The sequence below is a fragment of the Novosphingobium sp. genome (assembly GCF_037133355.1).
GTDB lineage: Bacteria > Pseudomonadota > Alphaproteobacteria > Sphingomonadales > Sphingomonadaceae > Novosphingobium.
Map to the genome: position 1 here is coordinate 1 of NZ_JBAXOI010000017.1, position 26571 is coordinate 26571.

The 26571-nt window shown below is 66.1% G+C and carries 28 protein-coding genes; 10 read left to right on the top strand and 18 right to left on the bottom strand.

All coding sequences use genetic code 11. From position 1 onward, the window contains the following. Window positions 1-58: 58 nt before the first annotated feature. On the top strand, window positions 59-409 hold the full coding sequence (locus WCL10_RS15625) for a hypothetical protein (RefSeq protein WP_336896596.1): 351 nt from the start codon (window positions 59-61) through the stop codon (window positions 407-409). Window positions 410-754: 345 nt separating this feature from the next. Next, on the top strand, window positions 755-1786 hold the full coding sequence (locus WCL10_RS15630) for a hypothetical protein (protein ID WP_336896597.1): 1032 nt from the start codon (window positions 755-757) through the stop codon (window positions 1784-1786). Here the strand turns inward: WCL10_RS15630 and WCL10_RS15635 are convergent. After that, the gene (locus tag WCL10_RS15635) at window positions 1702-2637 is read right to left on the bottom strand and encodes a hypothetical protein (RefSeq protein WP_336896598.1); all 936 of its coding nucleotides are present in this window, start codon (window positions 2635-2637) and stop codon (window positions 1702-1704) included. The genes WCL10_RS15630 and WCL10_RS15635 overlap by 85 nt on opposite strands. A 212-nt stretch (window positions 2638-2849) precedes the next feature. Here WCL10_RS15635 and WCL10_RS15640 point away from each other — a divergent pair, with 212 nt between their 5' ends. After that, window positions 2850-3626 (top strand): winged helix-turn-helix domain-containing protein, encoded by a 777-nt coding sequence (locus tag WCL10_RS15640; RefSeq protein ID WP_336896599.1) that lies wholly within the window; start codon window positions 2850-2852, stop codon window positions 3624-3626. A 10-nt stretch (window positions 3627-3636) separates the two neighbouring features. Here WCL10_RS15640 and WCL10_RS15645 read toward each other — a convergent pair whose 3' ends face one another. From WCL10_RS15645 to WCL10_RS15670, 6 genes are all read right to left on the bottom strand, one after another. Beyond that, window positions 3637-4155: a peptidoglycan-binding protein gene (locus tag WCL10_RS15645; RefSeq protein WP_336896600.1), complete on the bottom strand. Its 519-nt coding sequence runs from the start codon at window positions 4153-4155 to the stop codon at window positions 3637-3639. 19 nt (window positions 4156-4174) lie between these two features. Beyond that, window positions 4175-4519: a hypothetical protein gene (locus tag WCL10_RS15650; protein WP_336896601.1), complete on the bottom strand. Its 345-nt coding sequence runs from the start codon at window positions 4517-4519 to the stop codon at window positions 4175-4177. A gap of 29 nt (window positions 4520-4548) precedes the next feature. Next, complete coding sequence (locus WCL10_RS15655) at window positions 4549-5016, bottom strand: hypothetical protein (RefSeq protein ID WP_336896602.1); 468 nt, start codon at window positions 5014-5016, stop codon at window positions 4549-4551. Between the two features lie 134 nt (window positions 5017-5150). Further along, on the bottom strand, window positions 5151-6692 hold the full coding sequence (locus WCL10_RS15660; protein ID WP_336896603.1) for a hypothetical protein: 1542 nt from the start codon (window positions 6690-6692) through the stop codon (window positions 5151-5153). A 177-nt stretch (window positions 6693-6869) separates the two neighbouring features. Then, window positions 6870-7925, bottom strand: a complete 1056-nt coding sequence (locus tag WCL10_RS15665; RefSeq protein WP_336896604.1) for a hypothetical protein — start codon at window positions 7923-7925, stop codon at window positions 6870-6872. Window positions 7926-8109: 184 nt separating this feature from the next. Then, window positions 8110-8622 carry a hypothetical protein gene (locus tag WCL10_RS15670; protein ID WP_336896605.1) on the bottom strand — a complete coding sequence of 171 codons (513 nt, stop codon included), beginning with the start codon at window positions 8620-8622 and terminating at the stop codon, window positions 8110-8112. Between the two features lie 314 nt (window positions 8623-8936). Here WCL10_RS15670 and WCL10_RS15675 point away from each other — a divergent pair, with 314 nt between their 5' ends. Beyond that, entirely contained in the window at window positions 8937-9641 is a 705-nt protein-coding gene (locus WCL10_RS15675; protein ID WP_336896606.1) for a cell wall hydrolase, read from the top strand. 3 nt (window positions 9642-9644) lie between these two features. On the opposite strand, the gene WCL10_RS15680 is transcribed toward WCL10_RS15675, so the two are convergent. From WCL10_RS15680 to WCL10_RS15730, 11 genes are read right to left on the bottom strand one after another with little or no spacing between them, the layout of a single operon-like run. After that, the gene (locus WCL10_RS15680; RefSeq protein ID WP_336896607.1) at window positions 9645-10502 is read right to left on the bottom strand and encodes a hypothetical protein; all 858 of its coding nucleotides are present in this window, start codon (window positions 10500-10502) and stop codon (window positions 9645-9647) included. Further along, a complete protein-coding gene (gene gspD, locus WCL10_RS15685; RefSeq protein ID WP_336896608.1) occupies window positions 10502-12583 on the bottom strand; it encodes a type II secretion system secretin GspD in 2082 nt (693 codons plus the stop codon). Before gspD ends, WCL10_RS15680 begins: the two co-directional genes overlap by 1 nt. Then, complete coding sequence (locus WCL10_RS15690; RefSeq protein WP_336896609.1) at window positions 12576-13142, bottom strand: hypothetical protein; 567 nt, start codon at window positions 13140-13142, stop codon at window positions 12576-12578. Before WCL10_RS15690 ends, gspD begins: the two co-directional genes overlap by 8 nt. After that, the gene (gene gspM / locus WCL10_RS15695; protein WP_336896610.1) at window positions 13099-13644 is read right to left on the bottom strand and encodes a type II secretion system protein GspM; all 546 of its coding nucleotides are present in this window, start codon (window positions 13642-13644) and stop codon (window positions 13099-13101) included. The genes WCL10_RS15690 and gspM overlap by 44 nt, the downstream gene beginning before the upstream one ends. Then, the gene (locus tag WCL10_RS15700; protein WP_336896611.1) at window positions 13641-14669 is read right to left on the bottom strand and encodes a PilN domain-containing protein; all 1029 of its coding nucleotides are present in this window, start codon (window positions 14667-14669) and stop codon (window positions 13641-13643) included. Before WCL10_RS15700 ends, gspM begins: the two co-directional genes overlap by 4 nt. After that, on the bottom strand, window positions 14666-15358 hold the full coding sequence (locus tag WCL10_RS15705; RefSeq protein ID WP_336896612.1) for a prepilin-type N-terminal cleavage/methylation domain-containing protein: 693 nt from the start codon (window positions 15356-15358) through the stop codon (window positions 14666-14668). The genes WCL10_RS15700 and WCL10_RS15705 overlap by 4 nt, the downstream gene beginning before the upstream one ends. Continuing rightward, complete coding sequence (locus WCL10_RS15710) at window positions 15355-15726, bottom strand: prepilin-type N-terminal cleavage/methylation domain-containing protein (protein WP_336896613.1); 372 nt, start codon at window positions 15724-15726, stop codon at window positions 15355-15357. The genes WCL10_RS15705 and WCL10_RS15710 overlap by 4 nt, the downstream gene beginning before the upstream one ends. A gap of 3 nt (window positions 15727-15729) precedes the next feature. Continuing rightward, window positions 15730-16230 carry a type II secretion system protein gene (locus tag WCL10_RS15715; RefSeq protein ID WP_336896614.1) on the bottom strand — a complete coding sequence of 167 codons (501 nt, stop codon included), beginning with the start codon at window positions 16228-16230 and terminating at the stop codon, window positions 15730-15732. 3 nt (window positions 16231-16233) lie between these two features. Further along, on the bottom strand, window positions 16234-16683 hold the full coding sequence (gene gspG, locus WCL10_RS15720; RefSeq protein ID WP_336896615.1) for a type II secretion system major pseudopilin GspG: 450 nt from the start codon (window positions 16681-16683) through the stop codon (window positions 16234-16236). 5 nt (window positions 16684-16688) lie between these two features. Beyond that, complete coding sequence (locus tag WCL10_RS15725) at window positions 16689-17906, bottom strand: type II secretion system F family protein (protein ID WP_336896616.1); 1218 nt, start codon at window positions 17904-17906, stop codon at window positions 16689-16691. Between the two features lie 6 nt (window positions 17907-17912). Then, a complete protein-coding gene (locus WCL10_RS15730; protein WP_336896617.1) occupies window positions 17913-19652 on the bottom strand; it encodes an ATPase, T2SS/T4P/T4SS family in 1740 nt (579 codons plus the stop codon). Window positions 19653-19707: 55 nt separating this feature from the next. Here WCL10_RS15730 and WCL10_RS15735 point away from each other — a divergent pair, with 55 nt between their 5' ends. The 6 genes from WCL10_RS15735 (at window position 19708) to WCL10_RS15760 (ending at window position 26545) form a co-directional block, all read left to right on the top strand. Next, window positions 19708-19848, top strand: a complete 141-nt coding sequence (locus tag WCL10_RS15735; protein WP_336896618.1) for a hypothetical protein — start codon at window positions 19708-19710, stop codon at window positions 19846-19848. Window positions 19849-19994: 146 nt separating this feature from the next. Then, on the top strand, window positions 19995-21692 hold the full coding sequence (locus WCL10_RS15740; protein ID WP_336896619.1) for a ShlB/FhaC/HecB family hemolysin secretion/activation protein: 1698 nt from the start codon (window positions 19995-19997) through the stop codon (window positions 21690-21692). Further along, window positions 21692-23488: a DUF2341 domain-containing protein gene (locus WCL10_RS15745; protein ID WP_336896620.1), complete on the top strand. Its 1797-nt coding sequence runs from the start codon at window positions 21692-21694 to the stop codon at window positions 23486-23488. Before WCL10_RS15740 ends, WCL10_RS15745 begins: the two co-directional genes overlap by 1 nt. A 12-nt stretch (window positions 23489-23500) precedes the next feature. Beyond that, window positions 23501-23908: a biopolymer transporter ExbD gene (locus WCL10_RS15750; protein ID WP_298191387.1), complete on the top strand. Its 408-nt coding sequence runs from the start codon at window positions 23501-23503 to the stop codon at window positions 23906-23908. Between the two features lie 27 nt (window positions 23909-23935). Next, window positions 23936-24670 carry a hypothetical protein gene (locus tag WCL10_RS15755; protein WP_336896621.1) on the top strand — a complete coding sequence of 245 codons (735 nt, stop codon included), beginning with the start codon at window positions 23936-23938 and terminating at the stop codon, window positions 24668-24670. Window positions 24671-24724: 54 nt separating this feature from the next. Continuing rightward, window positions 24725-26545: a putative porin gene (locus WCL10_RS15760; protein WP_336896622.1), complete on the top strand. Its 1821-nt coding sequence runs from the start codon at window positions 24725-24727 to the stop codon at window positions 26543-26545. Window positions 26546-26571 lie beyond the last annotated feature (26 nt).

Sequence of the window (26571 nt, forward strand, 5' to 3'; positions counted from 1 at the left end):
TCCATAGGCCGGACTCTAATCATTCCTGGATGGAAATCAGGGGGTCACGTCAGCTGACATGTTTAATTCAGGAGATGTAACCCTGCGAGAATGTATAAAATTGATTGATAGAACAGAAAAATTTAGAGAATGGGCTGGAAATTTGAGAGAAGACGCAGATTTACTTAAGGAGTTTAATAAAAGTATTATAGAGGAAATTTCATCTAACAAAAAATTTGGGAAAATTGGCAGATATGCAATATTCAATGGGGCTGGAGTTGTTGTAGATGTTTGTGGAATGGGGGGCATTGGAACAATGGCAAGTCTTGGGCTTTCAGCGTTTGATCAATTCTTTCTCGATGGAATCAATGAAGGATGGAGACCGAAAAAGTTTGTAAATGAAATGAGGCGATTTCAGGAAAATAGATAAATATATAACATTTCACTGAAGTGTATTTCTAAAAATATTTAGAATTAATTGGGTATTTTAAGTTTTGAGGACATCTAGGGATTATTGCTTTCCTACACACCCCCACCCATGCCACAGCGATCCCCTTTTGTTCCAGCCGGGAGTCGCATGGCCATGCCTCAGCACAACACCAGCAGTTTCGGCCGGGGGTGGATCCCCATGGAGCGCGATATCGGCCTCCCCAATGAGGAGCGCCCTTATTCTCCCCTCCCGCCTGCGGGAGGGGTCTGGGGTGGGCAGGAGGCAGGCGCGGCGTCTGGGGATCGGGCCCACCCCAACCCCTCCCGCAGGCGGGAGGGGCTTTTCATGGCGGCGCCGGCTTTCACGGCGCAGCGGCGGGTGCGCTTTCTCCATTTCCTTGCGCAGAGCGGCAATGTCCGCGCCGCCTGCGAGGAAGTCGGCGTCTCGCCGCAGTCGGCCTATGTCCACAAGCGGCGCGATGCGGCCTTTGCCAAGGGCTGGGATGCCGCGCTGCTCCTCGCGCGCGATGCGGCGGAGGAAGTGCTGGCCGACCGCGCGCTCAACGGGTCACGCGAAATGGTCTTCTACCGGGGCGAGGTGGTGGGCAGCCGCGTGCGCTTCGATACGCGCCTGCTCCTCGCGCACCTCGCCCGGCTCGATCGCCACCACGAAGCCGAAGGCGCCCCCCATGGCATCGCCGCGCGCTTCGACGATTACCTCCACGAACTGATCACCGCCGAACCCGGCTTCCTCCCGCCCGACCACGACCGCGATGCCCCGCCGCAGTGGCACCCGCGCCACCCCACGCGCGAGGAGGCGATCCAGACCGCGCGCGACGGGGCCAGTTATGCCTTCCCGGCCGACCTCGCCGATCTGCCGCCCGAACAGCTCGCCGCATTCGATCCCGAAGACCTCGCCGATCCGGACCTCTGGTCCCGCACCCTCGTGCAATCCCAGCACGAAGCCGGAACCGCCGCCGCCGCCGCCTGGACCGAAGCCGCCGAAGCGCGCCGCACCCACCTCGACACGCTCTTCGCCCAAAACGAAGACCACGAACCTCCCCATTTTTGCGAAGCACAAATGGGGAGGGGGACCGCCTGCGCAGCAGGTGGTGGAGGGGTAAAAGCCGATCCGCTCCCGGAAGACGAGGGCGACCATGCGCGGCCGGATGGTGGGCCGGCCGAAACGGCAGGGGCTCCGCCTTCCAGCGAAGCCCCTCCGGAAACCAAGGCGGCAAGACCCGCCATGGACTGTGTCAACCGTGTCAACCGGCCCGGCGGCCGGCGCTCGTTTCAGAGGATGAAGTCGGCCGCGGTCGGCGGGCCTTCCAGCGAAGTCACGATGAAGGTCAGCGCGTGGCCGGCGCCGTCGAAATAGAGCGAGACGGAGTATGTGTTCGGAAACGAGCCCGTGCCGACGACCAGGCTGCCCGCCGCCGGGGGGAAGTCGATCGTGCCCAGCGTGTTGTCGACATAGGTGTAGGCCTGGTCGCCGGGCGTGCCCTTGTCCGCGTCGATGAAGTGCACGTCGATCTTGTCGCCCTCGCTGTGGCTGAAGTCGGTGATGCGATCGATGTCGTCGCCCTTGAGCTGGCCGAGGCTGCGGAACTCGAACGTGTCTGCGCCCGCGCCGCCGCTCATCGTGTCGCTGCCCGCGCCGCCACCGATCAGGTCGCGGCCTGCGCCGCCCACGATCACGTCGCTGCCAGCGCCGCCGAACAGGCGGTCGTTGCCCGCGCCGCCGAAAAGGTTGTCGTTGTCGCCGCCGCCGGAAAGCCGGTCATTGCCGCCGTCGCCCATCAGCGTGTCGCTGCCGCCGCCGCCCGTCAGCGCGTCGCGCCCGTCAAAGCCGCGCAGCGTGTCGTCGCTGGCGCTGCCGGTGATGCGGTCGTTGCCGCTCCAGAACAGCGCGTTGAGCGCGGCGGTATCGCCCGCCGCGATGGCATCGCGCACGGCGGTGCCGCTCGCGCTGAAGCCCGATGCGGTGGAGACGGTGTTCTCTTCGGCGACCGAGACGATGCCGGTGATCGTGCCCGTCCACGGCGCGGTGAAGCCGCCGGATGCGGTGAAGCTGAAGCTGTCGACCGGGCCGAAGATGTAGGACATCTGCGTGCCGCCCTGGAGCTCGGCGCCATTGGGTGCACTGCGGAGCAGCGCGGAGAGCAGGCTGGTGTCGAATACGTTGGTATCTTCTTCGCCGATCAGGAAATTGCTGGTGTAGGTGGCCATGATCATCCCGTCCCTTGCTCGTGTCCGCGAAGGGTATGGTGCGGCGGCGGGCCCTGTCAACGCGCCGTGGGCCGCCGTCCTGAATTGGTTCGGGCGGCGGGGCAAAGGTTGCCGGGGCTTCGTCTTGGCGATGTCATCAATGGGTCACCGTGCTGCAACAAACGGTGCCTAGGCCTGAACCCCAGATGAACGATCTGCAGCCCCTGCGGGATATGGTTCCCACCGTTGGAGAGGAAGGCCCGGCACTCGTGATGTCACGCAAGGCATCCATCCTGCTCTACGAAGCGAACCAGACCATACTCCGGATGATGAAGTTCAATCTCGAGATGGAGGGCTTCATCGTGGTCGAGGCGGGTGATCCTGCTGAGGTCGCGCGTCAGGTTGCCGGGCAGGATCTCGATCTCGTGCTGCTGAACTGGACCGAGCCGGGTGAGGGCGGTGTCGAACTCTGCCGCGCGGTGCGCCGCAGCGATGGTGTCGGCTATCTCCCGATCATCGTCGTCTCCGCGCCGCGCGACGAGCGCGAACGCCTCGCCGCCTACGATGCCGGGGCCGATGATATCGTCGTCAAGCCGTTCTCGCTGCCCGAACTGCTCGCCCGCATCCGCGCCATCCTGCGCCGGACCTCGCCCGCCATCGGCGGCCGGGTGATCCGCATCGCCGGGGTCGAGATGGACATCGACAACGGCACGGTGAAGCGCGACGGGATCGAGGTGCGGCTCAGCCTGATCGAGTTCAAGATCCTGCGCTACCTGATGGAAAACGCCGGCAAGGTCCGCACCCGCGAACAGATCCGCAATGCGGTCTGGGGCCGCGAGAGCCAGATCGAGATCCGCGCCGTCGATGTCCGCATCACCCGCCTGCGCCGCCGGCTCAACATGGATACCCGGCCCGACGTGATCCGCACGGTCCGCTCGGTCGGCTATGCGCTGGGCGACCAGCAGGCCCGCGTCCGCTCCGAAACGCGGCCTGACGGGGCAGAAGCCTGAACCTGGCGCATCACGGCGTGGTGAGGCGCCCGATGGTATCGCGATCGAGCGTGCCGGTGGGTGAAATGCCCGCGCTCTCCTGAAAGTCGCGGATCGCCTGGGCCATCACTTCGCTGTCCTGCGCATCGGCGGCAGCATAGAGGAAGTGCATCGCCACCAACCGGTCGACAATCCGCTGCACCGTCGCGCTGTCGAGCACGCCCGAACCGGCGGGAAGTGCCGCAGCTACAGGGGAGGGTGTGACCAGCGGGGCGGTGGCGGGCGGCGGCAGGTCTGGAACGGTCACCGCGTCCGGTGGGGCGGCGGCGCTGGTGGGGCCGGTGGCGGCGGAAGGCTTCGAGGGCGGCTCGTCGTCGCGCATCAGGTCGTCGTAGAGTATTGGGAGCGGCGGGTCAGCCGGATCGCGCGGCTCCACGGCCGTGCTGAGCGCGGGCGAGGTGACGGCGCTCTGCGCGAACGCCGCCGCGCCGCTGCCGGCGCCAAGCGCCACCGCCAGAGCGAAGCCCAGCAGGCCGACGCCCGGCTTCATCGCGGTCCGGTCGACCGGATCAGTTCCTGAACGAGCCGGTCGCGGTGTTGTTGCCGGAATTGCTGCCGGAGATGGTGTTGCCGTTGATCGAGTTCGAGTCGCCATTGATCTGATTGTATACGCAATAGCCGCAGGACGTCACGGACCGGTACATCGAGGTCACATCCTTGCCGATCGTCTGGACCTGAGCATTCTCGCCTTCGGTCTTGTGGAGCAATGCGGAATTGATCGCCTGCGTCGAGCTGCCGTTCGAACCCATGGTGCCCCATGCGCTGGTAGCCGGGCCGGCAAAGGCGGGAGCGGCGCCGGTGCTCAGCACAAGGGCAAGCGCGGCGATGGCGGACACGGTCCTGGTGGGTGACATGCGGCGGTTCCTTCCTGTTGCGCGGGTGATCACTTCGCAGACGTGGTCTTGATCGAGATGACGTTCGAGAGTCCCGTGGCCGAGACGCTCTGGCTGTTGTTGCTCCCGGCGAACGAGCCGCCGGAGATCGTGGCGCGGACGTTGACCGAGCCGGAATTGGTGCCGCTGAGGCGCACGCCCGTGACGCTGGCGGTATAGTTGCCGACGGGCTCGCCCTTCGCGTCAAGGTTGGCATCGTTGATGCTGTAGCTGGAGCTTGCGCCCTGCGCCGACAGGTTGCCGGCAGAATTGTCGGTGCCGCCGGAAACAGTGGGGTTGGTCACATTCCCGTGCAGCGAGATGTCGCCGGAGTTGATAGCGCTGAGGTCGGAATCGCCGTTATGCGACACGATCTGGGCGGCAGCGGGCGCGGCAGAGGCCAGAGCGAGCAGGCCAATGCCCGCAGCATTGGCGAATGCGCGAATCGGCCAGCACTTGATCGAAACCCTGTCAGCCATTGCCAAACCCTTTGAGGACAATTCTTAGCCTAACCTGAACAAGTAGTCTCCGAAACGGGAAAAGGAGGGGCGCAAGGCCCCTCCTTCCCGAATTCGTACGCTGGCCCTGCCCGGATGGGCAGGACAGGACGCGCTCAGGGCGCGCCGACGAGCGTGCGGGCAACCGACTGCGACGCCGAAGCGCCAACCGCGGCGGCCGAGATCGAGTTGCTGAAGCCATCGGCGATCGTCGGGACCGCGAGGCCACCGGCAACCGTAACGGTGCCGGTGTTCAGCGCGGCAAGCGTGATCGTGCCGTCGACCGTAGTGGCCACACCGGTCACACCGGCGCCCGAATAGTCGGTCGTCGAGATCGACTGCGAGGCCGAAGCACCGACGCCCGCAATGCTGATCGAATTGCGCGAACCGGTGTCCGAAATGCCGGCCGCAGTTGTCAGGCTGGCGGTGTTGGTCACCGAACCGCCGTTGGTGCTGTTGACGGTGATCGCGGCGAAGTTCACCGCACCCGTCTCAGCGCCAAGGCCGCCGCTCACGACAGTGTTGGAAGCCGAGACCGAACCCGACGAACCGACCGCAGTCAAGCTGATCGAGTTGCCGTTGCCGCCGCCGCTGATGACGGCCGAGTCGAAGCCCGTGGCGTCAGCGCCAGCAGCGTTGGCGAGGGACACGTTGTTAGCGCCGTTAGTCGAGTCGACCTGCAGTTCGCCTACGTCAGCGTTGAACTCGCTGATGGTCGCGCCACCGAAGGCGGTCGCCGAGGTCGAGAACGAAGCTGACGAACCTACGGCCGCAGCGCTGATCGAGTTGCTGTTGCCACCGGTACCGGTAATGCCGCCACCGGTCACGCCAGCGTTCAGGTTGACCGACACGTCGGCACCGTCGTCGTTGGCCGCGCTGACCGACGCGCCCTGGGGCAGCGCAAGTGCGAACGAGTCAAGGACCGTGGCGTCACCGCTTACGGTGGCGGAGAACGAAGCCGAAGCCGACGAGCCCACGCCAGCAACGCTGATCGAGTTGCCGTCGCCGGTAACGGCCGGGGCGGCGATACCCGTGGCGAGGGTCAGCGTGACCGTGCCCGAGTTACCACCGATCGTGGTGCCCTGGTCGAGATCGACGCTGCCGTCAGCCGCACCCGACGAGACCGAAACGTCGCCGGTCGCGGTGTACGAGAAGGTTTCGTCGCTGCCGACCGCGGCGCCGCCGACGTCGGTCAGCGTCGTAGTGCCCGAAACCGAGGCGGACGAACCGACAGCGGCAAGCGATATCGAGTTGGCGCTGCCGCCGACAGTTACGGAGGTCGCGATGTCGGAGTTGTTGAGCACATTGGAACCGTTACCGGCCGCAACGGTCACGCCGCCGCCGATTTCGAGCGAGGCCGTACCGCCGACGCCCGAGTTGTTCAGCGAAGTGAACGACTGCGAGGCCGAGGCACCGACCGCCGAACCCGAAATGGTGTTTTTGAAACCACCGGTGATTTCCGCGGCATCGACACCGGTCGTGGCGGTGCCACCGCCGGCGATCGGATCAAGCTGGGTGTCGGTGGCGGTGTTGACCGCGCTGACGATCACTTCGCCCGAGATGCCCCAGGTGTCGGCGACCTGGGCGTGCGCCGAACTTGCGGCGAAGAAGGCGGTCGCGCCAAGCAGCGCGAGCTTCGTCTTGTGGATCTTGGTCACGTTTGTACCCCTATTTCTTTCGTTTATACCCCGTATCTAGCCCCGTAGGTACTAGCACGAGCGCATTGGCCGCCTTGGTTGAAACATTGGTGACGGTTTGAAGAATGGGCGGCTTTTTTTCCTTCACCAATCTGTAACCAAACCTTCCGGCCGTGCTTTTTTGGCGAGCGCGAAGGCTCAATGTGGAGCGCGCTGACCCTTGCCTGTACCGGTTGCCGAGGCGGCCGGAGCGGGCTGCGGCGGCGGATTCCGGGGCGCTGGCGGTTGGGCCGGTGCCTCGTCGCGATGCGCGCGGTGCTTGCCTGCGGGCTTTTCCTGAGGACGATCCTCAGAGGCTTGCGTCTTGTGTGCCGCTTTGAGATTTTCAACCATCTGACGGCAATCTTCGGGCACAATCGGCATGCTGGCGAGCACATCGGCCACGGCCAGCGCGATCACGTCCCGAGTCGCTTCCTGCAGACGCTGCTGATCGGTGAAGCCGATCGTACCGGTCACGAGCTCGCCCTTGCCCTTGCCGAACAGCCGCCCCACGCCAACCCCGGCGTCACGATAGAACACCTGGCGGTTGAGCGAGCTGATCGCCATCGTCATGCGGTCGCCCGGTCGGTACATTTCGGCCGAAACCTCGAGGCTGGCGCCGCGGACGTTGTAATAGGGGCCGATACCACCCGCGCGGATGTCGGCCGAAGGGCCACCGATGAAATCGAGCGCGGTGAACGCGGTCGAGATAATGAAGTTTGGCACGCGGGACTGCTGCTGGGTGGCCAGCGCCTGATCGAGGTTGGTGCCGCCAAACTGGCGCAGCGCGCGCTCGGTGTTGAGCTCGTAATAGTTCATCGACAGCCCGCCCGCGCGAATCACCGCTTCGGAGGCCCAGATCGCGGCGGTGCCCTGTGGCAGGAACGAGCCGGTCGCGCCTTCATAGCCGTAGGACGATTTGCCAGTCCCATCCGAATGAACCGCGATGCCGAAGCGGATGCGGTTCAGCACATGGCTGTCTCGCATGCACATCAGTGACTTCATGATCCCTTCGCTGGGCGTGCTTTGTGCCGACGGCGGTGCCTCCGACAGCGAGACGCGGCTGCCGCTGCCGTAAGGGATGCCGCAGCCGCCAAGCGGGGCAAGAAGTGCCGCGACAAGTGTGATGCGCATTGCACCTTCGCCGACGCGGCCGGTCGGCAGGATGGAGGCGAGGGCCCTCGGGCGGGCAAGCAACAGGCTAAGGCTTGGCATGCCGCGATTTTTCCATAAGTTTCATTAAGGTTCGCTTGTGATGGAGGATCAGGCGAATTCCCTGAGGGCTTGCGCCTATTACCTTCCGATTTGGACACTAAGATTACAGACGTGTGTCGAATGACCGGCATCCGTAACACAGCCTGCCGCCCAACCGCGCCCCCCGCGCGTCAGGCTAGAGAACTCACGGCGCTTTAGGCGGCGCCGGTGGATTTAGCGTGACGATGCAATCCCCCATGTAAATCCGCTTGAGATCGTAGGTCACGAGATCGGTGGCCGTGCCAATGAACATCCGGGCGGTGCCGCGCGTCGCATCATAGTTGCTGACGAGGAAGGCCTTGTAGGCGCCGGTCTCGGTGGTCTTGGCGAGTTCGACCCGCTCGGGCCAGACATCGACCACCCGATCAAAGGGCCCCGGTGCATCGCTCGAGAGCCCGTCAGGGTCCTCAATCAGGCGCGTGTCCGGATTGACCGTTTCGGCAGGCTCGATCGCATCTGGCGGCGGTGTCGTGCGCGCGCTGATGCCGGGCAGGAACAGGGTGAGGCGGTGATGGGTGTCAAAAGTGATGTCACCCAGCTTCTGCGGCTTTTCCGGATTGAAGTTCGTGGCGTGGCCAAGCAGGCAGGTGACAAGGCGCGCAGGCAGGCGAGCAGACTGCTGGGAAGGGGAGGGCTGGGCAGGTGCGGGCGCGGCCATGGCAAGGCATGCCATCGCAACCAGCCCCGCGGACCAAGTAGTGCGGCGCGCGGTGCGGGCCGGCAGGTTAACGCAAAACGTGCTCAAGACCTTCAATCCCAATGAGTCGCATCGCTGCTAAGAAAGAACCGTGACTCTGGCGTGACGATAGCCGGTCCCCACCGGTGTGCTTCGGTCGCGCGCGAGGCCGCCGCCGTCCATCATGACTCTGCCATGACTGGAAACTGTCGCACAAGCCCGGTAGATCGCGGTCCGTGTCGTGCACTTCGTTCCCGGTACCGAACATGATCCGGCGCTGGTCTCAGGCGGCGGCCATGATCATTTGCGCCCTGGTGCCGGTCGCCGCGCACGGCCAGACTGCGCTGGTCAGTCCGCTTCACGACTCGGGCACCGGGGCGAGTGCGGCGTCCGATCCCGCGCGCGAAGATGCGCTGCGCTGCCTGACCCTTGCAGTGGCCTATGAGGCGGGCAACCAGCCGCGCGCCGGGCAGGAGGCCGTGGCCGAAGTCGTGCTCAACCGCCTCGCTCATCCCGCTTTCCCCAAAAGCGTCTGCGGTGTCGTCTGGCAGGGCTGGCGCCGCGGCACCGGCTGCCAGTTCACTTTCGTGTGCGACGGGGCGCTGCAACGGCGCCTTGACGACCGCACGATTGTGGCCGCGCGCGCGGTGGCGCAGGCGACAATAGGCGGTGCGGCGCCGCGCCGGGTCGCAGGTGCGCTCAACTACCATGCGACATATGTGCAGCCCGCCTGGGCCGCATCGCTTGATCGGATCGGGCGAATCGGCGCGCATGTGTTCTATCGCCCACTTACCGGGGGCAGCGCCGAAGGTGCCGCAGCGCCGGGCCAGGTCCCGGTTTGGGACGAGCCCGATCATACGGTGGTCGCCCGCGCCTATGCCCGGTACCGCGGGGTGGGCGAGGGGCCCGGCCCGGCACCACTGCTGCCCAAGGCCGAGCCTGCGCGCCCGGCCGAGGCGCCCCGGCCCTTCGCACCGTGGGGCCTTGCCGTCGGTCGCTGAACCTCAGACGCCCCAGCGCAGCACATAGGGGCTGCGCGGTTTGCCCGTCAGTTCGACGACCACCCGCCGCCGTGCCTGGGCGCCGCCAGCCCCCTGAGCCACCGCGATGATCGTGACCACACGCCCGCGCCAGTCGTCGGGTTCGTTGATCGCAAGGGCCGGCCGCTGGCCCGCGACCTCGCGCTTGCGCTGGATCACTTCCGGCGAATCGGGATCGCCGTCGTTCATGATCTGGATTGCCAGCGGATCGGCATAGCGCTTGTCAAATGCCCCGCCTTTGATCTCGACCGTGGCGATTCGCGCGATGCGCTCGACAAGCGCCGGGGTGAAGCCGCGGATATCCCCCAGTTCCTCGACGGATACGGGCGGTGCATTATGCGCGGCATAGCCGCGCGGAAGGTAGTAATCGGTCTCGGCGCCGTTCGCGCGCGCCTCCTCATCCTCGTCGATCCAGTCGTCGAACGCATCGCGCAGTGACTCGATCTGCGATGGCGGAAGACCCAGCGCGGTCATCAGCCAGCCGATATTCTCCCCGTCGATGCGGTTGATCATGATCTTACCCGCCTCATCCTCGATGCGGATCGCCACCGGCACGGCGTTGAAGCTCGCCTCATAAGTGCGCCCGTCAATCGACCAGCGCCTGCCGAGGCTCTGCCGGGTCAGATTGGCGAGCGCGATCTCGATCCCGGCGTCGGCCGCAGCGGCAAGGCGCGCCTGCGTCGTCTCGGCCTCCAGCGTATCAAGCCGCATGGCGGTGAATGAAGCCGCGCCCGCCGCGATCGCCGCCATCACACCGATGCCGGCGACAACGGCCACCATCGCATATCCGCGCTCGCGCCGGGGCGGCAGGCGGCGCTTCATCAGGGGATCTTGCCCTTGGTCTTGAACGGCTCGATCGACTGGATTTTGGCGCGCATTTCCTCGGTGATCGCGGTGAGGTCGTCGGGCGTGCGCAGCACATGCGGCTTGATCAGGATGATCAGCTCGGTGCGCTTCTGGGTATTGTTGTTGTTGCCGAACAGCAGCCCGCCGAGCACCGGAATGCGCGAGAGGATCGGCAGACCGTTCTTGCCGAAGCTCTTGTTGTCGCGGAACAGGCCGCCCAGCGCGATCACCTGCCCGTCCTGCACCGAGACGGTCGTGGCGACGCGGCGGGTGGAAATCGTGGGCGAGTTCGACACGCCGGTCTTGGTCACCTGCACATCGCTCACTTCTTGCGAGACATCGAGCAGGACTGCGCCGCTCGCGTTGACGCGCGGGGTGATCTTGAGGATGACGCCGGTGTCGCGGTACTCGACCGAATTTGCGGTTGCGAGCCCGCCGCCAACCGAGCTTGGCGTGCTGACCTGCTGCGAGAGAATCGGCACCTGATCGCCCACCTGCAGCGCAGCAGTCTGGTTGTTGAGCACCATCAGCTTGGGTGCGGAGACGACCTTGACCGTGGTGCGCTCCTCCAGCGCATTCAGCGTGGCGCGGATATCGTTGTTGTTCGAATAGAAATAGGAGAAGCCCGGGAACACCCGGGTCGGCGTGGAACTGCTGCCCTCGGTCAGCGCGAAGTTCGACTGGCCGGTGGCGAAGTTCCACTGCACGCCGTAGCGCAGCCCGTCGTTGAGGCCGACTTCGGTGATCGCCGCCTCGATCATCACCTGAAGCGGCGGCACGTCGAGCTTGCGCAGCGCGTCCTCGATGATGGCGTAGTCGTGCGCCGAGCCGTAGACCACGACCGCGTTGTTGATCTCGTCCGCCGAGACGCGGACCTTGAGCGCGCCGTTGCCGCCGCCGTTCTGGCCGGCTCCGCCGGAGCCCGGCCCTTGCACAGGGCTGCCGTTCTGGCGGTTCGCGCCCTGACCTTGGGCGCCGGAGCTGTCGTTGGCGCTACGCTGATCTGAAGCGAAGGGATCGGGATTTTCGGATGCCCCGCCGACACCGCCACCGATGCCGAAGCTACTGTTGATCGTCTTGACGAGATCGCGCGCGCGGCTGTTCTGCACGCGGTAGATGTAGAGGCGCGACTCGTTGCTGGTACCCTCGCGATCGAGCACCTCGACCCAGCGGCGTACGTCTTCCAGATATTGCTTCTGCGCGCTGATCGCGATCACGCCGTTGAGCCGCTCCATCCCGATCAGACGGACGAGGCCACGTGTCGGCGCGTCCGGTGCGTTGATCAGCTTGTCGAGCTCGGGCACGATCAGGCGGCTGTCGATGTTCTGAGGCACGAACAGCGCGAAAGACATTGAACGCAACCAGTTGACGTCGAACTGGGCGATCACTTCGTGCACGCTTTTGCGCTGCGCCTCGGTGCCTGCAATCACCAGCGCCCCGCGGCCCGTGTCGATCGACTGGACGGCGCCGGGCACGACGCTGTCGAGCAGCTTCTTGAGTTCTTCGGCATTGGCGAACTGGAGCACCACTGTCTCGCTGCCGAAGCCGCGGTCGGGCAGGAATTCGGTGCCGCGCGCCTTGGCCGCGTCCACCGTCATGATGCGGTAGCCGGTGCCTTCCCAGACCATCGCCAGATTGGCCTTCTTGAGTGCCGCCTCGAACAGGTCGAGCAGCTGCTGGCGGCCTACCGGTCCCGCCGTCGTCAGGCCGACGTCGACATCGCCCTCCACGCTGACGGTGTAGGGGATGCGCAGTGTGTCGCGCAGCACAATCTGGGCGAGCGTGCGGACGTCGGCGCTCGGAATGGTGAACTCGATGTTGCCCGAAGGCGGTTGGCGCTTGCCGTCTGCCATGTCCTTGCCGCCGAGCGCGGGGGCAGGGGCGGTGCCTCCGAGAATCGCCGTCGTCACCCCTTCGGGCCGCGGAATGGGCGGGATCTGCGCGACAGGCAGCGCGCGCTCGACCGGCTGCACCGCGCCTTGCGGCGCGCAGGCGGACGTCGCCGCGAGCGCGAGCGCCGACAGGCCGGCAAGAAGGATCGTCTGGTGCTTATTCACTTTCGCTCTCGCTCTCGCTGGTTTCATCGGCGGCGCCCCCGGCGGGAGCACTGGCGCCATAGACTATCCGTTCCGGTTTGCCGCCCTTGCGGAACAGCGCGGCGTCGGCCTCGATCCTCAGCAACTGCCAACCCCGGTAGCGCCCGCCCGGCGCAAGGCGCAGCACATGTCCGTTTTCCTCGCGCAGCAGCACGCTGCTGCCCCGCCCGAGCCGCGCCGAGCCGAGTACGAAGGCGCCGCCCAGCGGGCCGAGCGGCTTGGGCGCCGGGACACTGCCACTGGCGGCATCGAGCTCGGCCACTTTCGCACCGACTACGCGCAGCGGCGAAAACAGCGAGGGCCGCTCCGCAAGATCGGGCGCCCCGACTTCGGCAACGGCCGGCAGGCGCCGGTCCGGCGCGCGCAGCACGCCGAGGCCCGGCGGCACCGCCGCGCCCTGCGGCAGTGCAAGCTGCAGCGCCGCTCCCGCCAGCAACACCAGCGCGAGCCCTGCGGGCAGCCATGCACCGTTTTCCCTATCGGGCCGGTACGAAAGGAGCCGAAGCTTCAAGTCTGACATCGAGCAGGTCCGATTTGTAATTGGTCAGCGCATCGTCTGCGATCACTGTAACGGTTTCGACCGCGAGTGCGGGTTTAAGAGCATTGAGCCGGGCAAGCAGGCCGGCAAGCTGGACGTGGCTCATCCTCGCGTCGATGGCGGTACGGGCCCAACCATCCTCTGCCGGTACCGCCTCGCTTGCCTTGATGTCGGCACCGGCTTCCTGGAATGCGGTCTCGACCCGCTCGCGCAGGGCCTCGCTCGCCTCGCCGGCATCGGGTGCGGCCATGAACAGGCCCTTCATTTGATCGGACTGGCGCTCCGCCTCGGCCTGGAGCGCGCCGAGCGAGGCGATGCGCTGCTCGCCCGCATGAAACGTCTGGATCAGCGCCTCGGCCCGCGCAGTGCGGTCGGAAAAGCCGCCCACGATGGGACCGATCAGGATCGCGAGCACCAGCGAGACCGCCAGCACGAGAATCAGCACGGCAATGAGCTTGCGCTCGCGGGCGGATAGCGGCCTCATGGTGCGGTCTCCGCGCGGGGTACGAGCACCAGATCGAACGGCCGCCCGGTCTCGGTTTCGGCGACAGCTTCGGAGCGGCTGGCACGCACACTGGCAAACAGGCCCGAGGCCTTGAGCGCCGAGACGACATTGACGCCCGGCGCCGCATAGCCGGAAAGCCGAGCCTGCCGGCCGTCCCACTCGAAGCGCTGGATCCAGGCATTGTCCGGCAATGCCCCGCCGACCGTCGCCATTATCCGAAGCGGCTGGTGCGCCGCGCGCCGCTGGTTGAGAGACTGGACCTGGCGGGCATTGCCCATGATGCGGTCCTCGATGCGCCGCACCGCCATGAGCGCAGGGGCCTGCGCATCGACAAGCGCCTGCAGCCGGTCCACGCGCTGCTGGTCGCGCAGCACAGCGGTGCCGATATTGACCAGCACCAGCACCGCGACCACCGACCACCAGAAGCGTGCCACGGCCGGACGCGGCGGCAGCAGCCCGGTTGTCCGCATTGCCGGGGCAAGATCGAAATCGAGCCGCTCGCCGTCCGCCGCTAGCGGCCCGACATGCGCCGGCGCCAGCCCGGCCTCGCCCAGTGCTTCGGCGATCGCCCGGGCCCGCGCGATGGGCAGAGCGCCGACCTGCACGCGCAGCATGTCCGCCCCGGCTTCACCCCCTGCAGCAGCCAGACCGGGCTCCACCGGACCCAGCGTGCGGATGCCCAGGACGATGCTGTCCGCTGGCACCGGCATGATGCGGTCGGCATCGAGCGTGATCAATGCGGCGAGATCGCTCTCGGCCATGCGCGGCAGTGTCAGCGTGCGCACGAGGCACAATGCTTCGGGGATCACCAATGTGTCGACCCCGCGCCGGCTCGCCGCGATGATCTGCCCGCCTTCATAGCGGTGCCACGCGGAAAGGCTGCGGCTCTTGACGAGCCCGGCCGGCAAGAGCTCCTCAAGCTCGCGCACCCACCAGGCGAAGCCTCCGCGCGCGAGGCGCGCGAGCGTCGTCATGTCGGCATTGAGCAGATCGGAGAGGTTCACTTGTCGGCTCCGCAATCAGCGCTGCGGCGGCCATCCTGGCAACTCAGACGGACGCCGCTGAGCGGGCGGACGAGCAGGACCGGCCAGGACCGCGGATCGCCTTCGGCAAAGCCGAGCCTGACCCGCACCAGACGGGGTGGCTGCGCGCGGTCGACCCATCGGTCCTGCCAGACGTCGCGGCCGGTCAGGCGGTCCGGCCCGAAGTAGGCCAGCTCCATCCATTGCACCTTGTCGAGCAGCGGCGCTGCCCGCCAGCCCTCCACCGAAGGGGAGTGGATGTCGCTGCCCGAGAGAACTGGCACGCTGTAGATGACTATTCGGCCCTGATTGGTGCGGCGCAGCCGGATCGCCTGCGCCTCGTGCGGCCCCTCCGCCGCAAAGCCGGGGGCGACGAAGGTCAACTCGCCGTGCTCACCGACGAAACTGATCGAGTCGCCCAGCCCGCGGCTATCGATCAGTGCGCGCATCTGCTCGAGCCGTGCGCGTATCAGGGTCTGCGCCGAGACGATTTCTGCCACTGCCTCGCCGCGCCGACGCGAGGCAGTGTCGAGCCGGGCGATGAGATCGACCACTGCCGCTATCAATGCCGAGATCATTGCAAAAAGCGCAAGGCTCACGAGCATTTCGGCCAGCGTGAAGCCAGCGTCACGGGTGCGGGCGCCGTTTCGCGGATGGAGCGCGGCGGTCATTGCTGCGCCTTCAGCGTCGTGAGCCGCGCCAGCACGCGGCCGGTGGCGGCATCGCTTACCGCGACGCTGACCGTCTCAAGCGGGACGCCGTCCGCAGCATCGCCGGAATAGGATTCGCTGGAGATCTGCCAGGCAAGGCCGCTGTCCGCCCCGCGCGGGGCAATCGGCGAGGCGGTTCCCGGCAGGCTGGCCGCAGCCAGCACCGAGCGCGCCAGCAAGAGGGCCTGGCGCTGCTCGGCCGCTGCAACGGACGTGCGGCCCATTTGCCAGACCGAATCGAACATGAGCGCCGCCATCAGCGCGGCGATCGCCAGTGCGACCAGCGCTTCGACCATCAGGAAGCCGCGTTCGTCGGGTACCGCGCGCATGGTTCAGGCTCCGCCCTGCTCTGGCTGGCGGGTGGTCAGCTCGCGCAGGCGTCCGGCATCGCGGTCGATGATATAGGGAGTGCAGCCGTCGTCAGGTCGTCCCGTAGTGCCGGTGCCCAGCGTCAGCTGGCCGCCGGTGGTGCTGCCATCGGGATAGAAGGTGATGCTTTGCGGTCGCAGCGCGAGCCTGATGCGCCCGGCCGGATCAAGCGCAAACCGCCGCATCGCTGTGCCGGGCCCGCTGACCACCAGCGCGCTGCCGCCGTCCGCCACACTCATCGCCGCCGGCATGCCGCTGCGCTGCGCCATTGCCTGCGCCGTTTCGGCCCCGGCGGCGAGCTGCTCGCGCGCCAGTCGCTGGCGCACTGCGAAAGTCGCCGTCTCCACCTGCGGGTAGAGTAGCCCCGCGATCAGCCCCGTAATCGCCAGCACGACGAGCATTTCCGGCAGCGTGAAGCCGCGGTCAGGGCCGGAAGCCGGGAAAAGGGCGGCGGTACGGGGCATGGCTTACCAGTTGCCGAGGTCCTTGGCCTCGCCGGTGCCGCCTTCGGCGTTGTCCGAGCCGAACGTATAGACATCTATCTCGCCGTGCTTGCCAGGGGCAGAATAGCGATAGGGATTGCCCCAAGGGTCGGTCAGCGCCGAGCTGTTGGGCAGATAGGGACCACGCCATGCTGGCATGCCGGCGGGCTGGGTCACAAGCGACTGCAGGCCTTCCTGATTGGTCGGATAGCGCCCGGCGTCGAGCCGCAGCAGCTTGAGCGCTGCGTCGACATTCTTCACCTGCACAGACGCTGTCTCGCTCTTTGAGCTCGACAGGTACTTGATCACCTGCGGTCCCACGATGGCATAGAGCAGGCCGAGGATGGCCAGCACCACCAGCAGTTCGAGCAGGGTGAAACCGTTGCGCCGGACGCCGCCAAGGCCGCCGGTGCCGGGCGAATGCGAGTCTTGCATGCTTCTCATTGTGCTACCGCCAGATCGTTGAAACCGAGAATTGCCGACATGATCGAGGCCACCATGGCCGCCACCAGCACGCCGAGCGAAACGACGATCACCGGGGTCGCGACCGCGATTACACGCTCGAGCCGCACTTTGACATCGCGATCTAGCACTGTGGCCAGCCGTGCCAGCATAGGGCCGAGCTGCGAGGTCTCCTCGCCGGTGCGGATGAAGCTCAAGGCCATCGTGGGCAGCACGCCGCGCTGCGCCAGCGGCGCGGCAAGCCCGCCGCCCTGCCGAACGATATCGGCCACTTCGCCAATGCCGGCGTTCATGTGGCGGTTGGTCACCGTGCGCCGGGCCAGCGCCAGCGCGCCGGGCAGCGGTACGCCGCCTTCGATCAGCGCGCCCAGGCTGCGGGCAAAGCGCACCGTCTCGATGTTGCGCACGAGCACGCCGATCTGCGGGACGTCGAGGATCACGCGGTCTAGCCAGGCCGCGCTCCCCGGGCGCGAGAGCGCCGCGCGCGCGGCGAACCCGGCGCCCGCCAGCACGGCCAGAATTGCGAGGCCGTTGGCACGCACGAACTGGCTTGCGCCCATGACGAAGAGCGAGGCGGCAGGGAGCTTGCCCGGCGGCGCCGAGGCAAACAGCCCTTCGAATTGCGGCACCACGAACAGCAGCATGAGCAGGATCACGCCCAGCGCGATCACGCCCAGCGCGATCGGATAGGTCATCGCCGAGGCAATCTGCCGGCGCTGCTCATCGGCCTGTTCGAGCATTTGTGCCAGTCTGGCCAAGGCTTCGCCCAGTTTGCCGTTGGCCTCACCCGCTTCGGTCATGGCGGGGGCAAGGCCGGGGAAGAGATCGGGATGCGCGGCGAGCGCCGCTGACAGCGGCCGACCTTCGCGCACTGCCGCAAGCACTTCGGTCAGCCGCGCGCGCAAGGGGGGCTGCTCGACATTCTCGACCGCGATTGCCAGCGCCCGGTCAAGCGGCAGTCCGGCCTGGAGCAGCACGCCGAGTTCGGCAAAAACGTTGGTGACAAGCCGCGCCGGGGTCTTGCCGCCGCGCTTGGTCTTTGCGCCCGCCGCACCGGGCTTTGGCTCGGTAATCTCGATCGGGCGCATTCCCGCCTTGCGCAGGGCGCCAACCGCATCGTCGCGGTTCGCGGCCTCGATCTGGCCCGCGATCGTGCCGCCGCCGGCGGCGAGAGCGCGGTATTGGAACGTCGCCATCGCGCCTCAGTCCTCGCTCGCGACGCGGAGCACTTCCTCGAGCGCGGTGAGCCCGAGGCGGGCCTTGGCAATGCCATCGCCGCGCAAGGTGCCGCAGCCCGCGCGCGCCGCCGCATCGGCGATCATGCGGGTATCGGCCCGGTGGAGGATGAGGCCCCCGATCTCGCGGTCGATGCGGATGAACTCGAACACCGCCATGCGCCCGGCATAGCCCGAACCCTTGCAGCGCGGGCAGCCGACCGGGTGATAGAACGTGCGGTCACCACCGGCATGTGGATCGATCCCCAGCCGTTCGAGTACTGCGGGATCGGCCTCGTAAGGCTCGCGGCAATGCGGGCACAGCCGACGTACCAGCCGCTGCGCAAGCACGCCGGTCAGCACCGAGGAGAGCAGGAACGGCTCCACCCCCATGTCGAGCAGGCGGGTCACGGCGCCGGCAGCGGTATTGGTGTGCAGCGTCGAGAGGATCATGTGGCCGGTGAGCGCGGCCTGCACCGCGATCTGCGCCGTCTCGGTATCGCGGATTTCGCCGACCATCATCACGTCCGGGTCCTGGCGCAGGAACGAACGCAGCGCGGTCGAGAAGGTGTAGCCGATCGCGGGGTTGATCTGGCTCTGCACTACGCCTGGCAAGCGGTACTCGATCGGGTCCTCGATCGTCGTCAGCTTGCGCTCGGGCGCATTGAGATGCGCGAGCGCCGCATAGAGCGTCGTCGTCTTGCCCGAGCCGGTCGGCCCGGTGACGAGGAGAATGCCGTGCGGCTGCGCCAGCGCCGAGAGGAACTGCGCCTCCAGATCGGGATCAAAGCCGAGCGATTTCGGATCGAGCGAAAGGTTCGAACGGTCGAGGATGCGCATGACCACGCTCTCGCCGTGGATCGAGGGCGCGGTCGCGACGCGCAGGTCGATCTCGTGCCCGCGCACCGTCAGGCGCAGACGGCCGTCCTGCGGCAGGCGCCGCTCGGCGATGTTGAGATTGGCCATCACCTTGATGCGGCTGACCACCGGGGCGCGCATTGCCGGGGGCTTGGGCGGCATTTCGCGCAGCATGCCGTCGACGCGGAAGCGCACGGCAAGGCGATCCTCGGTCGGCTCGAGATGGATATCGGATGCGCGCGCGTCGACCGCGTCGGCGATCAGGCGGTTGACAGCGCGGATCACCGGTGCGTCGCTCACCATGTCCTTCAGCCGCTCAAGGTCACCCTCGTCGACTTCATCCTCGACTTCGGCGGCGGCTTCGGCGCGGTAGAGCCGGTCGATCGCGGCATCGATATCGCCCCCGCGCGCGACGCAGCGCGTGACCTGGCGGCCGGAGGCAAAGGCAATGCCCTCCACCGCATCGCGGTCGAGCGGGTTGGCCAGAGCGACCACGACGCGCCCGTCCTCGATCCTGAGCGGCAGGGCGCGCCGATCGCGCAGGAACGCGGCGGATACGTCCGGGACGGCGGGATGGTCGGCGGGGAAGGCGGCGGCATCGACCAGCGGCAGGCCCAGCGCCTTGGCCAGAGCGGCGGCCAGCGCATCTTCCGAAATCAGGCCCAGCCGGGTCATGATCTTGTCGAGCGTCTCACCCGTCTCGGCCTCGACCAGCCGGGCGCGAGCGACGGCCTCGTCGCTCATCCCGGTTTCACCGCGCAGGATGGCAACAAGGCCTGCAGACGGATCAGCGAATCCCCCCGGATCGGACTCGCGCGCGGCGGCGGTGTACCGGACCGCTCCGTCCTGCGTGCCGATAGGCGCGCTCACACCGTTCCCCGCAGCGCTACCGGCCGGAAAAGCAAGGGAATTGGGGGAAGCGGACATGGATTATCAAGCCTTGCATGCGACGGCGCATGACCGGCACACGGCGAGCCTGCGAGGCAGCATTTATGCGCAGCATGTGACAAAATCGTTTCCAATCGATGCGCCACCATATCGCATCAGCCGCGCGATTTCGCACTGAAACTTCGCCGAAATCGTACCTTCGCACAAGCTGCATTCCTGAATGCAGAACCCCCTTCGCCGGACGGATCGTCGCAAAAGTTACACATTGGGGTCCCAATGGCGGGATGGTGAATCGGGGGGTCGGAAGTTCCGGACAGATGTGCAATGTCTTGCCGCGACTATAAGTATTCGCGCGTCGGCGCTTTACTAGCCTCGCTCGCCGGGGCAGCCCTGCTGTGCGCGCCGTCAGCCCGTGCGCAGGAGGCCGAGCCTGCGGCGCCCCAGCCGCCCGCTCAGGCCGAAACCGGCGGCGACGCGGGAGCTGTGCCTGAGCGCTTTACCGTCGAGGCGATCGACGTTGTCGGCGCGACGGTGCTCACCGCCGACGAGATCGAGAACGCGGTCTATCCCTATACCGGTGAGAACAAGACCCCTGCCGATCTCGAGGCGGCGCGAAAGGCGCTGCAGGACGTCTACGCCGCCAAGGGCTACGAGGCCGCGGTCGTCGATCTTCCGCCCCAAGACAACGCGCGCTTTGCCCAGGGCTACATCCAGATCCGCGTGTCGGAGGCCCCCGTCGGCGAAGTGCGCGTGGCCGGCACGAAGTTCCATTCCGAAGAAGGCGTGCGCGCCCAGCTTCCCGCAGTCGAGGCGGGCAAGCCGATCAATCTGGCCGTGCTCCAGAAGCAGCTGGCCGAGGCCAACCGCATACCGGACCGCACTGTCACGCCCTCGTTCAAGCCGAGCAAGACGGAAGGCGCGATCGACGTCGAGCTGAAGGTCAAGGACACGTTTCCTGTCCACGGATCGCTGGAAGTCAACAACGACAACAGCCCCAACACCGACCGGCTGCGCCTCGCGGCCTCGCTGCGTTACACCAACTTGTGGGGCAAGGGGCACACGATCTCGGGCTCGTATATTGTCGCCCCGCGTGACCGTCGGCAGACCGAGGTCATTTCCGGGTCGTACAATGCCCCGCTGCTCGGCACGCCGCTTTCGCTCGTTCTGTTCGGCTTCAAGTCGAACAGCAACATCGCGGCGCTGGGCGGCACGCAAGTGCTGGGCAACGGCTACCAGATCGGTGCGCGCGCGATTTATCGGCTGGCGGGCGAAAAGGCCGACCAGTCCTTCTCGCTGGGCTTCGACTACAAGGATTTCAAGCAGAACATCGTGGTGAAGGGCGAACTCGCGAGCCAGGCTCCGATCCGCTACATTCCACTGGTTCTGGGCTATTCCTATTCGCGCCCGAGCGACAAGGGGGAGTTCGAACTCAATCTAGGCGCTACGCTCGGTCTGCGGGTCGTCAAGCGCCTTGTCTGCGCCGATCTCACGCAGTCCGCGAACTGCTCACTCGAGGACCAGCTTTCCCTGCGCGACTTCAATGCGCGCGAGAATTTCGCCCACGTCAATCTCGATCTGTCTTACAGCCGCCTGATCGCCGACGATGTGAGCCTGATTTTCAAGCTTGCCGGCCAGTATGCGGACGGCCACCTCGTTTCCAACGAGCAGTTTGGTCTCGGCGGCGAATCCTCGGTGCGCGGCTACTTCCAGTCCGAAGCGGTGGGCGATCGGGGCGTGGTCGGCACTGTCCAGCTCGACGGGCCCTCGCTTGCCGGCAGCCTCCCCGATTTCGTGGGTGAGCTGAGGCCCTATGTCTTTGTCGATTACGGCGTCGTCGGGATCATAAACCCGCTGGCCGACCAGCGCTCGCGGTTCACGCTGGGCAGCGCGGGCGGCGGGGTGCGACTGCGCCTGTTCAAGCATCTCGTCGGCGGCGTCACTGTCGGCGTACCGTTCACCAGTCTCACCGATACCCGCCGCGGCACGGCCCGCGTCGTCTTTACAGCCAGGGGCGAATTCTGATGCAGACCAGCAACTTCGGGCGTAATCGCCGGCCAGCTCTGAAAGGCGCCCTAAAGGCCCTTCTCGCGCTGCTCATCCTCGCACTTGGCGGCGTGGCCAGCCCCGCTGCAGCCTGGTGGCAGAAGGACTGGGCCTATCGCAAGGCGGTGACGATCGACACGACCGCAACCGGCGTCAACGTGAGTGGACCGATCGGCCGGACAGTGGTGCTGGTGCGCCTGCACAGCGGCAACTTCACCTTCACTGACGCGCTCGACAACGGCGCGGACATCCGCTTCGTCGATACCGACGACAAGACGCCGCTCGCCTATCACGTCGAAAGCTATGACTCGAAGAACGGCGTCGCGACGGTTTGGGTCAGCCTGCCGGTGCTGAACGGCGGCGAGAAGAAGCAGATCTGGCTCTATTTCGGCAACAAAACCGCACCGGTGGGCGAGGACGTCAAGGGTACGTTCGATCCCGACTACACGCTGGTCTATCACTTCTCCGAAGGCCCCGGTCAGCCGACCGAAGACAAGACCGCCAACGGCAATACTGCGGCGAATGCCCCCGCCGGCAGCGAAGACAGCGCGATCATCGGCCACGGCGGGCACTTCGTTGGCCAGGGCGGCGTTACCGTGAACGACAACCCTTCGCTGGCGATGACCCCGGGCGCGCCGTTCACATTCACGGCCTGGGTCAAGCCCGACAATCTCGGCGGCGATCAGCAGCTGTTTTCGCGCGGGGGCATGGTGATCGGCGTCAACGCCGGCGTGCCCTATGTCGCGGTCGGCAGCGGCCGCGCGCAGGCGACCGCGCCGGTCAAGCAGGGTGACTGGACTCATCTCGGCGTCGTCGCCGATGGCACCACCCTGAAGATCTACGTCAATGGCATCGAGGCGGGCGCGGTTTCGGTCGCGCTGCCTGCGATTGCCGGTCCGATCACGCTGGGCAGCACGCTGGTCGGCTCGCTCGACGAAGTGCGCCTGTCCAAGACCGCGCGGCCTGCAGCGATGCTCCTGGCCATGGCGAATGCCGAAGGCCCCTCGACCAAGCTCGTCGGGGTTTCCGACACGGCCGAAAAGCAGGGCAACGGCGGCGGCGTGCTGTACTTCATCGTCAGCAAGCTTGAGCCGATCGATGCGGGCGTCATCGGCCTGTGCATGATCCTGCTGACCATGGCCGTCACGCTCATGGTCAACAAGATCCGCTACCTGAACGCCGCGGCCAAGGGCAACGGGTTGTTCTTCAATCGCTTCAATGCGATGCATGAGAACCTTGTGCCGCTGGACCAGGCCGAAGGCATCTCGCCCGAGGAAGCGGCCTTCATCAAGAAGAGCTCGCCGATCGCGCGGCTTTACGAGATGGGCATCGCCGAGCTCGATGTACGCCGCAAATCGGCCGCAACGCGTCCGCTTTCGGGCGAGGCGGTCGAGGCGATGCGCGCTGCTGTCGACGCGGTCTTCGTCGAAGAGAACCAGAAGCTCGACGCACTGATGGTCATCCTCACCATCGCGATCTCGGGCGGGCCGTTCATCGGGCTGCTCGGCACCGTGATCGGCGTCATGACCGTGTTCGGCGGCGTGGCCATGGCCGGCGACGTGAACGTGAACGCGATCGCGCCGGGTATCGCCGCAGCGCTGCTTGCGACCATCGCGGGCCTTGCCTGCGCCATCCCCGCACTGTTCGGCTACAACTATCTCAACGGGCGGATATCCGCACTGGCCGACCAGATGCGCGTGTTCATCGACCGCCTCATCACCCGCCTTGCGGAAATGCAGGCCGACGCGGCCTATGCCCGCGAAGCAGCAGAATAAGGAGCGCGTGCGATGCAGGTAGGTGGCGGCCGCAAGGCCTATGACGATATCAACATCACCCCGATGCTCGACCTTGCGTACGTGCTTCTGGTGATCTTCATCCTGATGGCGACGGCTTCGGTGCAGGGCATCAAGGTCGATCTGCCCAAGGCGAGCTCGGCCAAGAGCCTGGTCCAGCCCAAGACCATAGCCCTGACCGTGAACGATCAGGGCCAGATCTTCATGGACGCCTTCCCGGTGACCCTGCCCGATCTCGAGACGCGCCTGCGCAATGCCAAGGCCTCGAACCCCGATGTGCCGATCGTGCTCAAGGGCGATACGACGACGCAGTATGGCAAGATCATGGAAGTGCTCGATCTTTGCCGCCGGCTTGACCTTTCCAAGGTCGGACTGGTCACGGGCAAGCCGACCGGTACCTGAGCCCGAAGGACCCTGAAGCCTAGCCCCATGGCCAGCAAGCCCGCCTCTCCCAGCCCCGTGCCGCCTGCGTTCGATCCGAACGAGAAAGCGTCGGTGAAGCTGCGCCTTGTCCAGTTGGGCGCGGTGGTCCTTGTCATGCTCGCGGCCTGGTGGATCTATGGGCTCCTTACCGCTGTGCCGGGGGTGAAGGTGGAGCAAGCGCCACCGCAGACGGTGGACATGCTGCCTCCTCCGCCGCCACCGCCGCCTCCGCCACCACCGCCACCGGATCAGCCGCCTCCGCCGGACGCCAAACCCGATCCGATGCCCAATCCCGAACCCGCACCCGCGCCTGATCAGCCCGCGCCGATGAAGATCGACGGACCCGCGCAGGCCGGCACCGACGCCTTCGGCCTCAGTTCGGGCAAGGGCGGCGGCATGGGCGGCGGCGGCAGCAACGGTACTTGCCTCGCGCCCCCATGCGGCGGCGGCGGCTCGCCGATCAACAACGGTTTCTACATTCGCGGGATCCAGAGCGCGCTGCAGGAACTGGTCGACAGCAACGACAAGCTGAACCGGCAGATCTTCACCGCAGATTTCATGATCATCGCGAGCGCTGATGGCAAAAAGGTCGTGCGGGTCGATGTCGTGCGATCCAGCGGCAACAGCAAGCGCGACCAGTTGCTGGTCCAGACGCTCCTGCAGGGCCGCAACCTTGGCGCGCAGCCGACCGGCTTCAAGTTTCCTCAGAAGATAACCGTCCGGGGCAGCCGTGGTCTTTGATCCGCGTCAGCCCGCCGCCCGCTACGGGGCCCTTTTCGAGCATGGAGTTTCGTGATGTCGGTGTGCAACCTTGATCGCCGGACCGGCTGGAAGCCGATGAAACGCGCGCTGGTGCTTTCGGCTGCGCTCGCCGGGCTGCTTGCTGGCGGGGGGGCATTTGCCCAGACCGCCGCAGTGCCCGACGCCGCACAGGCCGCCGCCGCACCTGCGGCCCAGGCTGCCGCGCCTTCGCCGGATGCGATGACCAACCTCATCCGCCTGCTCGTCGCGCAGGGCACGATCACCAAGGAAAACGGCGAAGCGCTGCTCGCGCAGGCGCAGGCCGAAGCGGACAAGGCACGCATGGCCGCCGCCGCGCCGCCCCCGCCGCCGCCTCCGCCCGCAGGCGCTGTGCGTGTCGCCCGCGTACCCGAAGCGGTGCGCCAGCAAATCCGCGACGAGATCCGCGGTGAAATCATGGCCCAGGCCGCGAGCGAGGGCTGGGTGACCAAGGATCAGGCCGCGCCTGAATGGACCAAGCGCATCCGCCTGTTCGGCGATGTGCGGGTGCGCTCGCAGAGTTCGCTCTATTCGAAGAACAACTCCGACCAGATCTTCGACTTTACCCGCATGACCGCAGCGGGCCAGCCGATCGATCTCGCGCGGCTCTCGTCCTACCAGTTCCTCAATACCCGCAAGGACCGCACCGACGCCCGCTACCGCGCGCGGCTTGGCATCGAGGCTCAGGTGGTCAAGGGCGTTTCGGCGACGCTCGTGCTCGGCACCGGCGACGACAACAGCCCGATCTCGGAGAACGCCAGCCTCGGTGGCGGCTTTGCCAAACGTCAGATTTTCGTCGACACCGCCGAGATCAAGGTCAAGCCGACCGACTGGGCGACGCTCCATTTCGGCCGCTTCGAGAACCCGTTCAACACCACTCCGCTGCTCTACGACGAAGACCTCCGCTTCGACGGCGTTTCGGCAGCGCTCAAGTGGGCCGGGCTGTTTGGCAAGGATTCGGGCGTCACGCTGACCGGCGGCGCTTTCCCGCTCGACTATGGTGACGGCAACTTCCCGAGCGTCGCGGTCAACAAGCGTTCCTATCCCACCAAGTGGCTGTTTGCGGGTGAGCTCAAGCTCACTGCCCCGATAACCGATGGTCTGTCGGTCGATGCAAGCGCTGCCTATCACACCTTCAAGAACGTCCAGGGCCAGCTGTCCGAACCTTGCAACCTTGATCTGGGCGATTTCTGCTCGACCGACGGGTTCCAGCCGCAGTTCCTGCGCAAGGGCAACACGCTGTTCACGATCCGCAATCTCGTGACCAACAGCACCGGCATCTACCCGCAGCTCTTCGGCCTCAAGTTCGACTACAACATCCTCGCTCTCAACCTCGCGCTGCGCCTGCCGGTTTCGGAGAACGTGACCGCGCGGCTGGGCGGCGAATATGTCAAGAACCTCGGCTTCAAGCGCAGCGACATCTGCTCCGGCCTCTATGACACCGCGCAGGCGTTCCTCGTCCAGCCGTACAACAATTACGGCAGCGACGGGAATGCGGCCCGCAACATCTGCACCAAGACCAATCCGACAAGTTTTGTCGGCGGCGATACCGGCTGGCTGGTCAATGCCTCGATCGGTTATCCCAAGGTGCTCAAGAAGGGCTCCTGGAACGCTTTTGCCGAGTATCGCTACCTCGAAAGCGATGCGGTGCTCGATGCCTATAGCGACAGCGATTTCCACCTCGGCGGCACCAACGCCAAGGGTTACGTGATCGGCGCCGAATATGGCGTGGCGGACCGCCTTTCGGTGCGTGCACGCTGGTTCAGCGCGAACGAGATCTCGGGTGAGCCGCTGGCGATCGACGTGCTGCAAATCGATTTCATGGCGCGCTTCTGACGATTTCATGGCCGGTCATGGGCCGG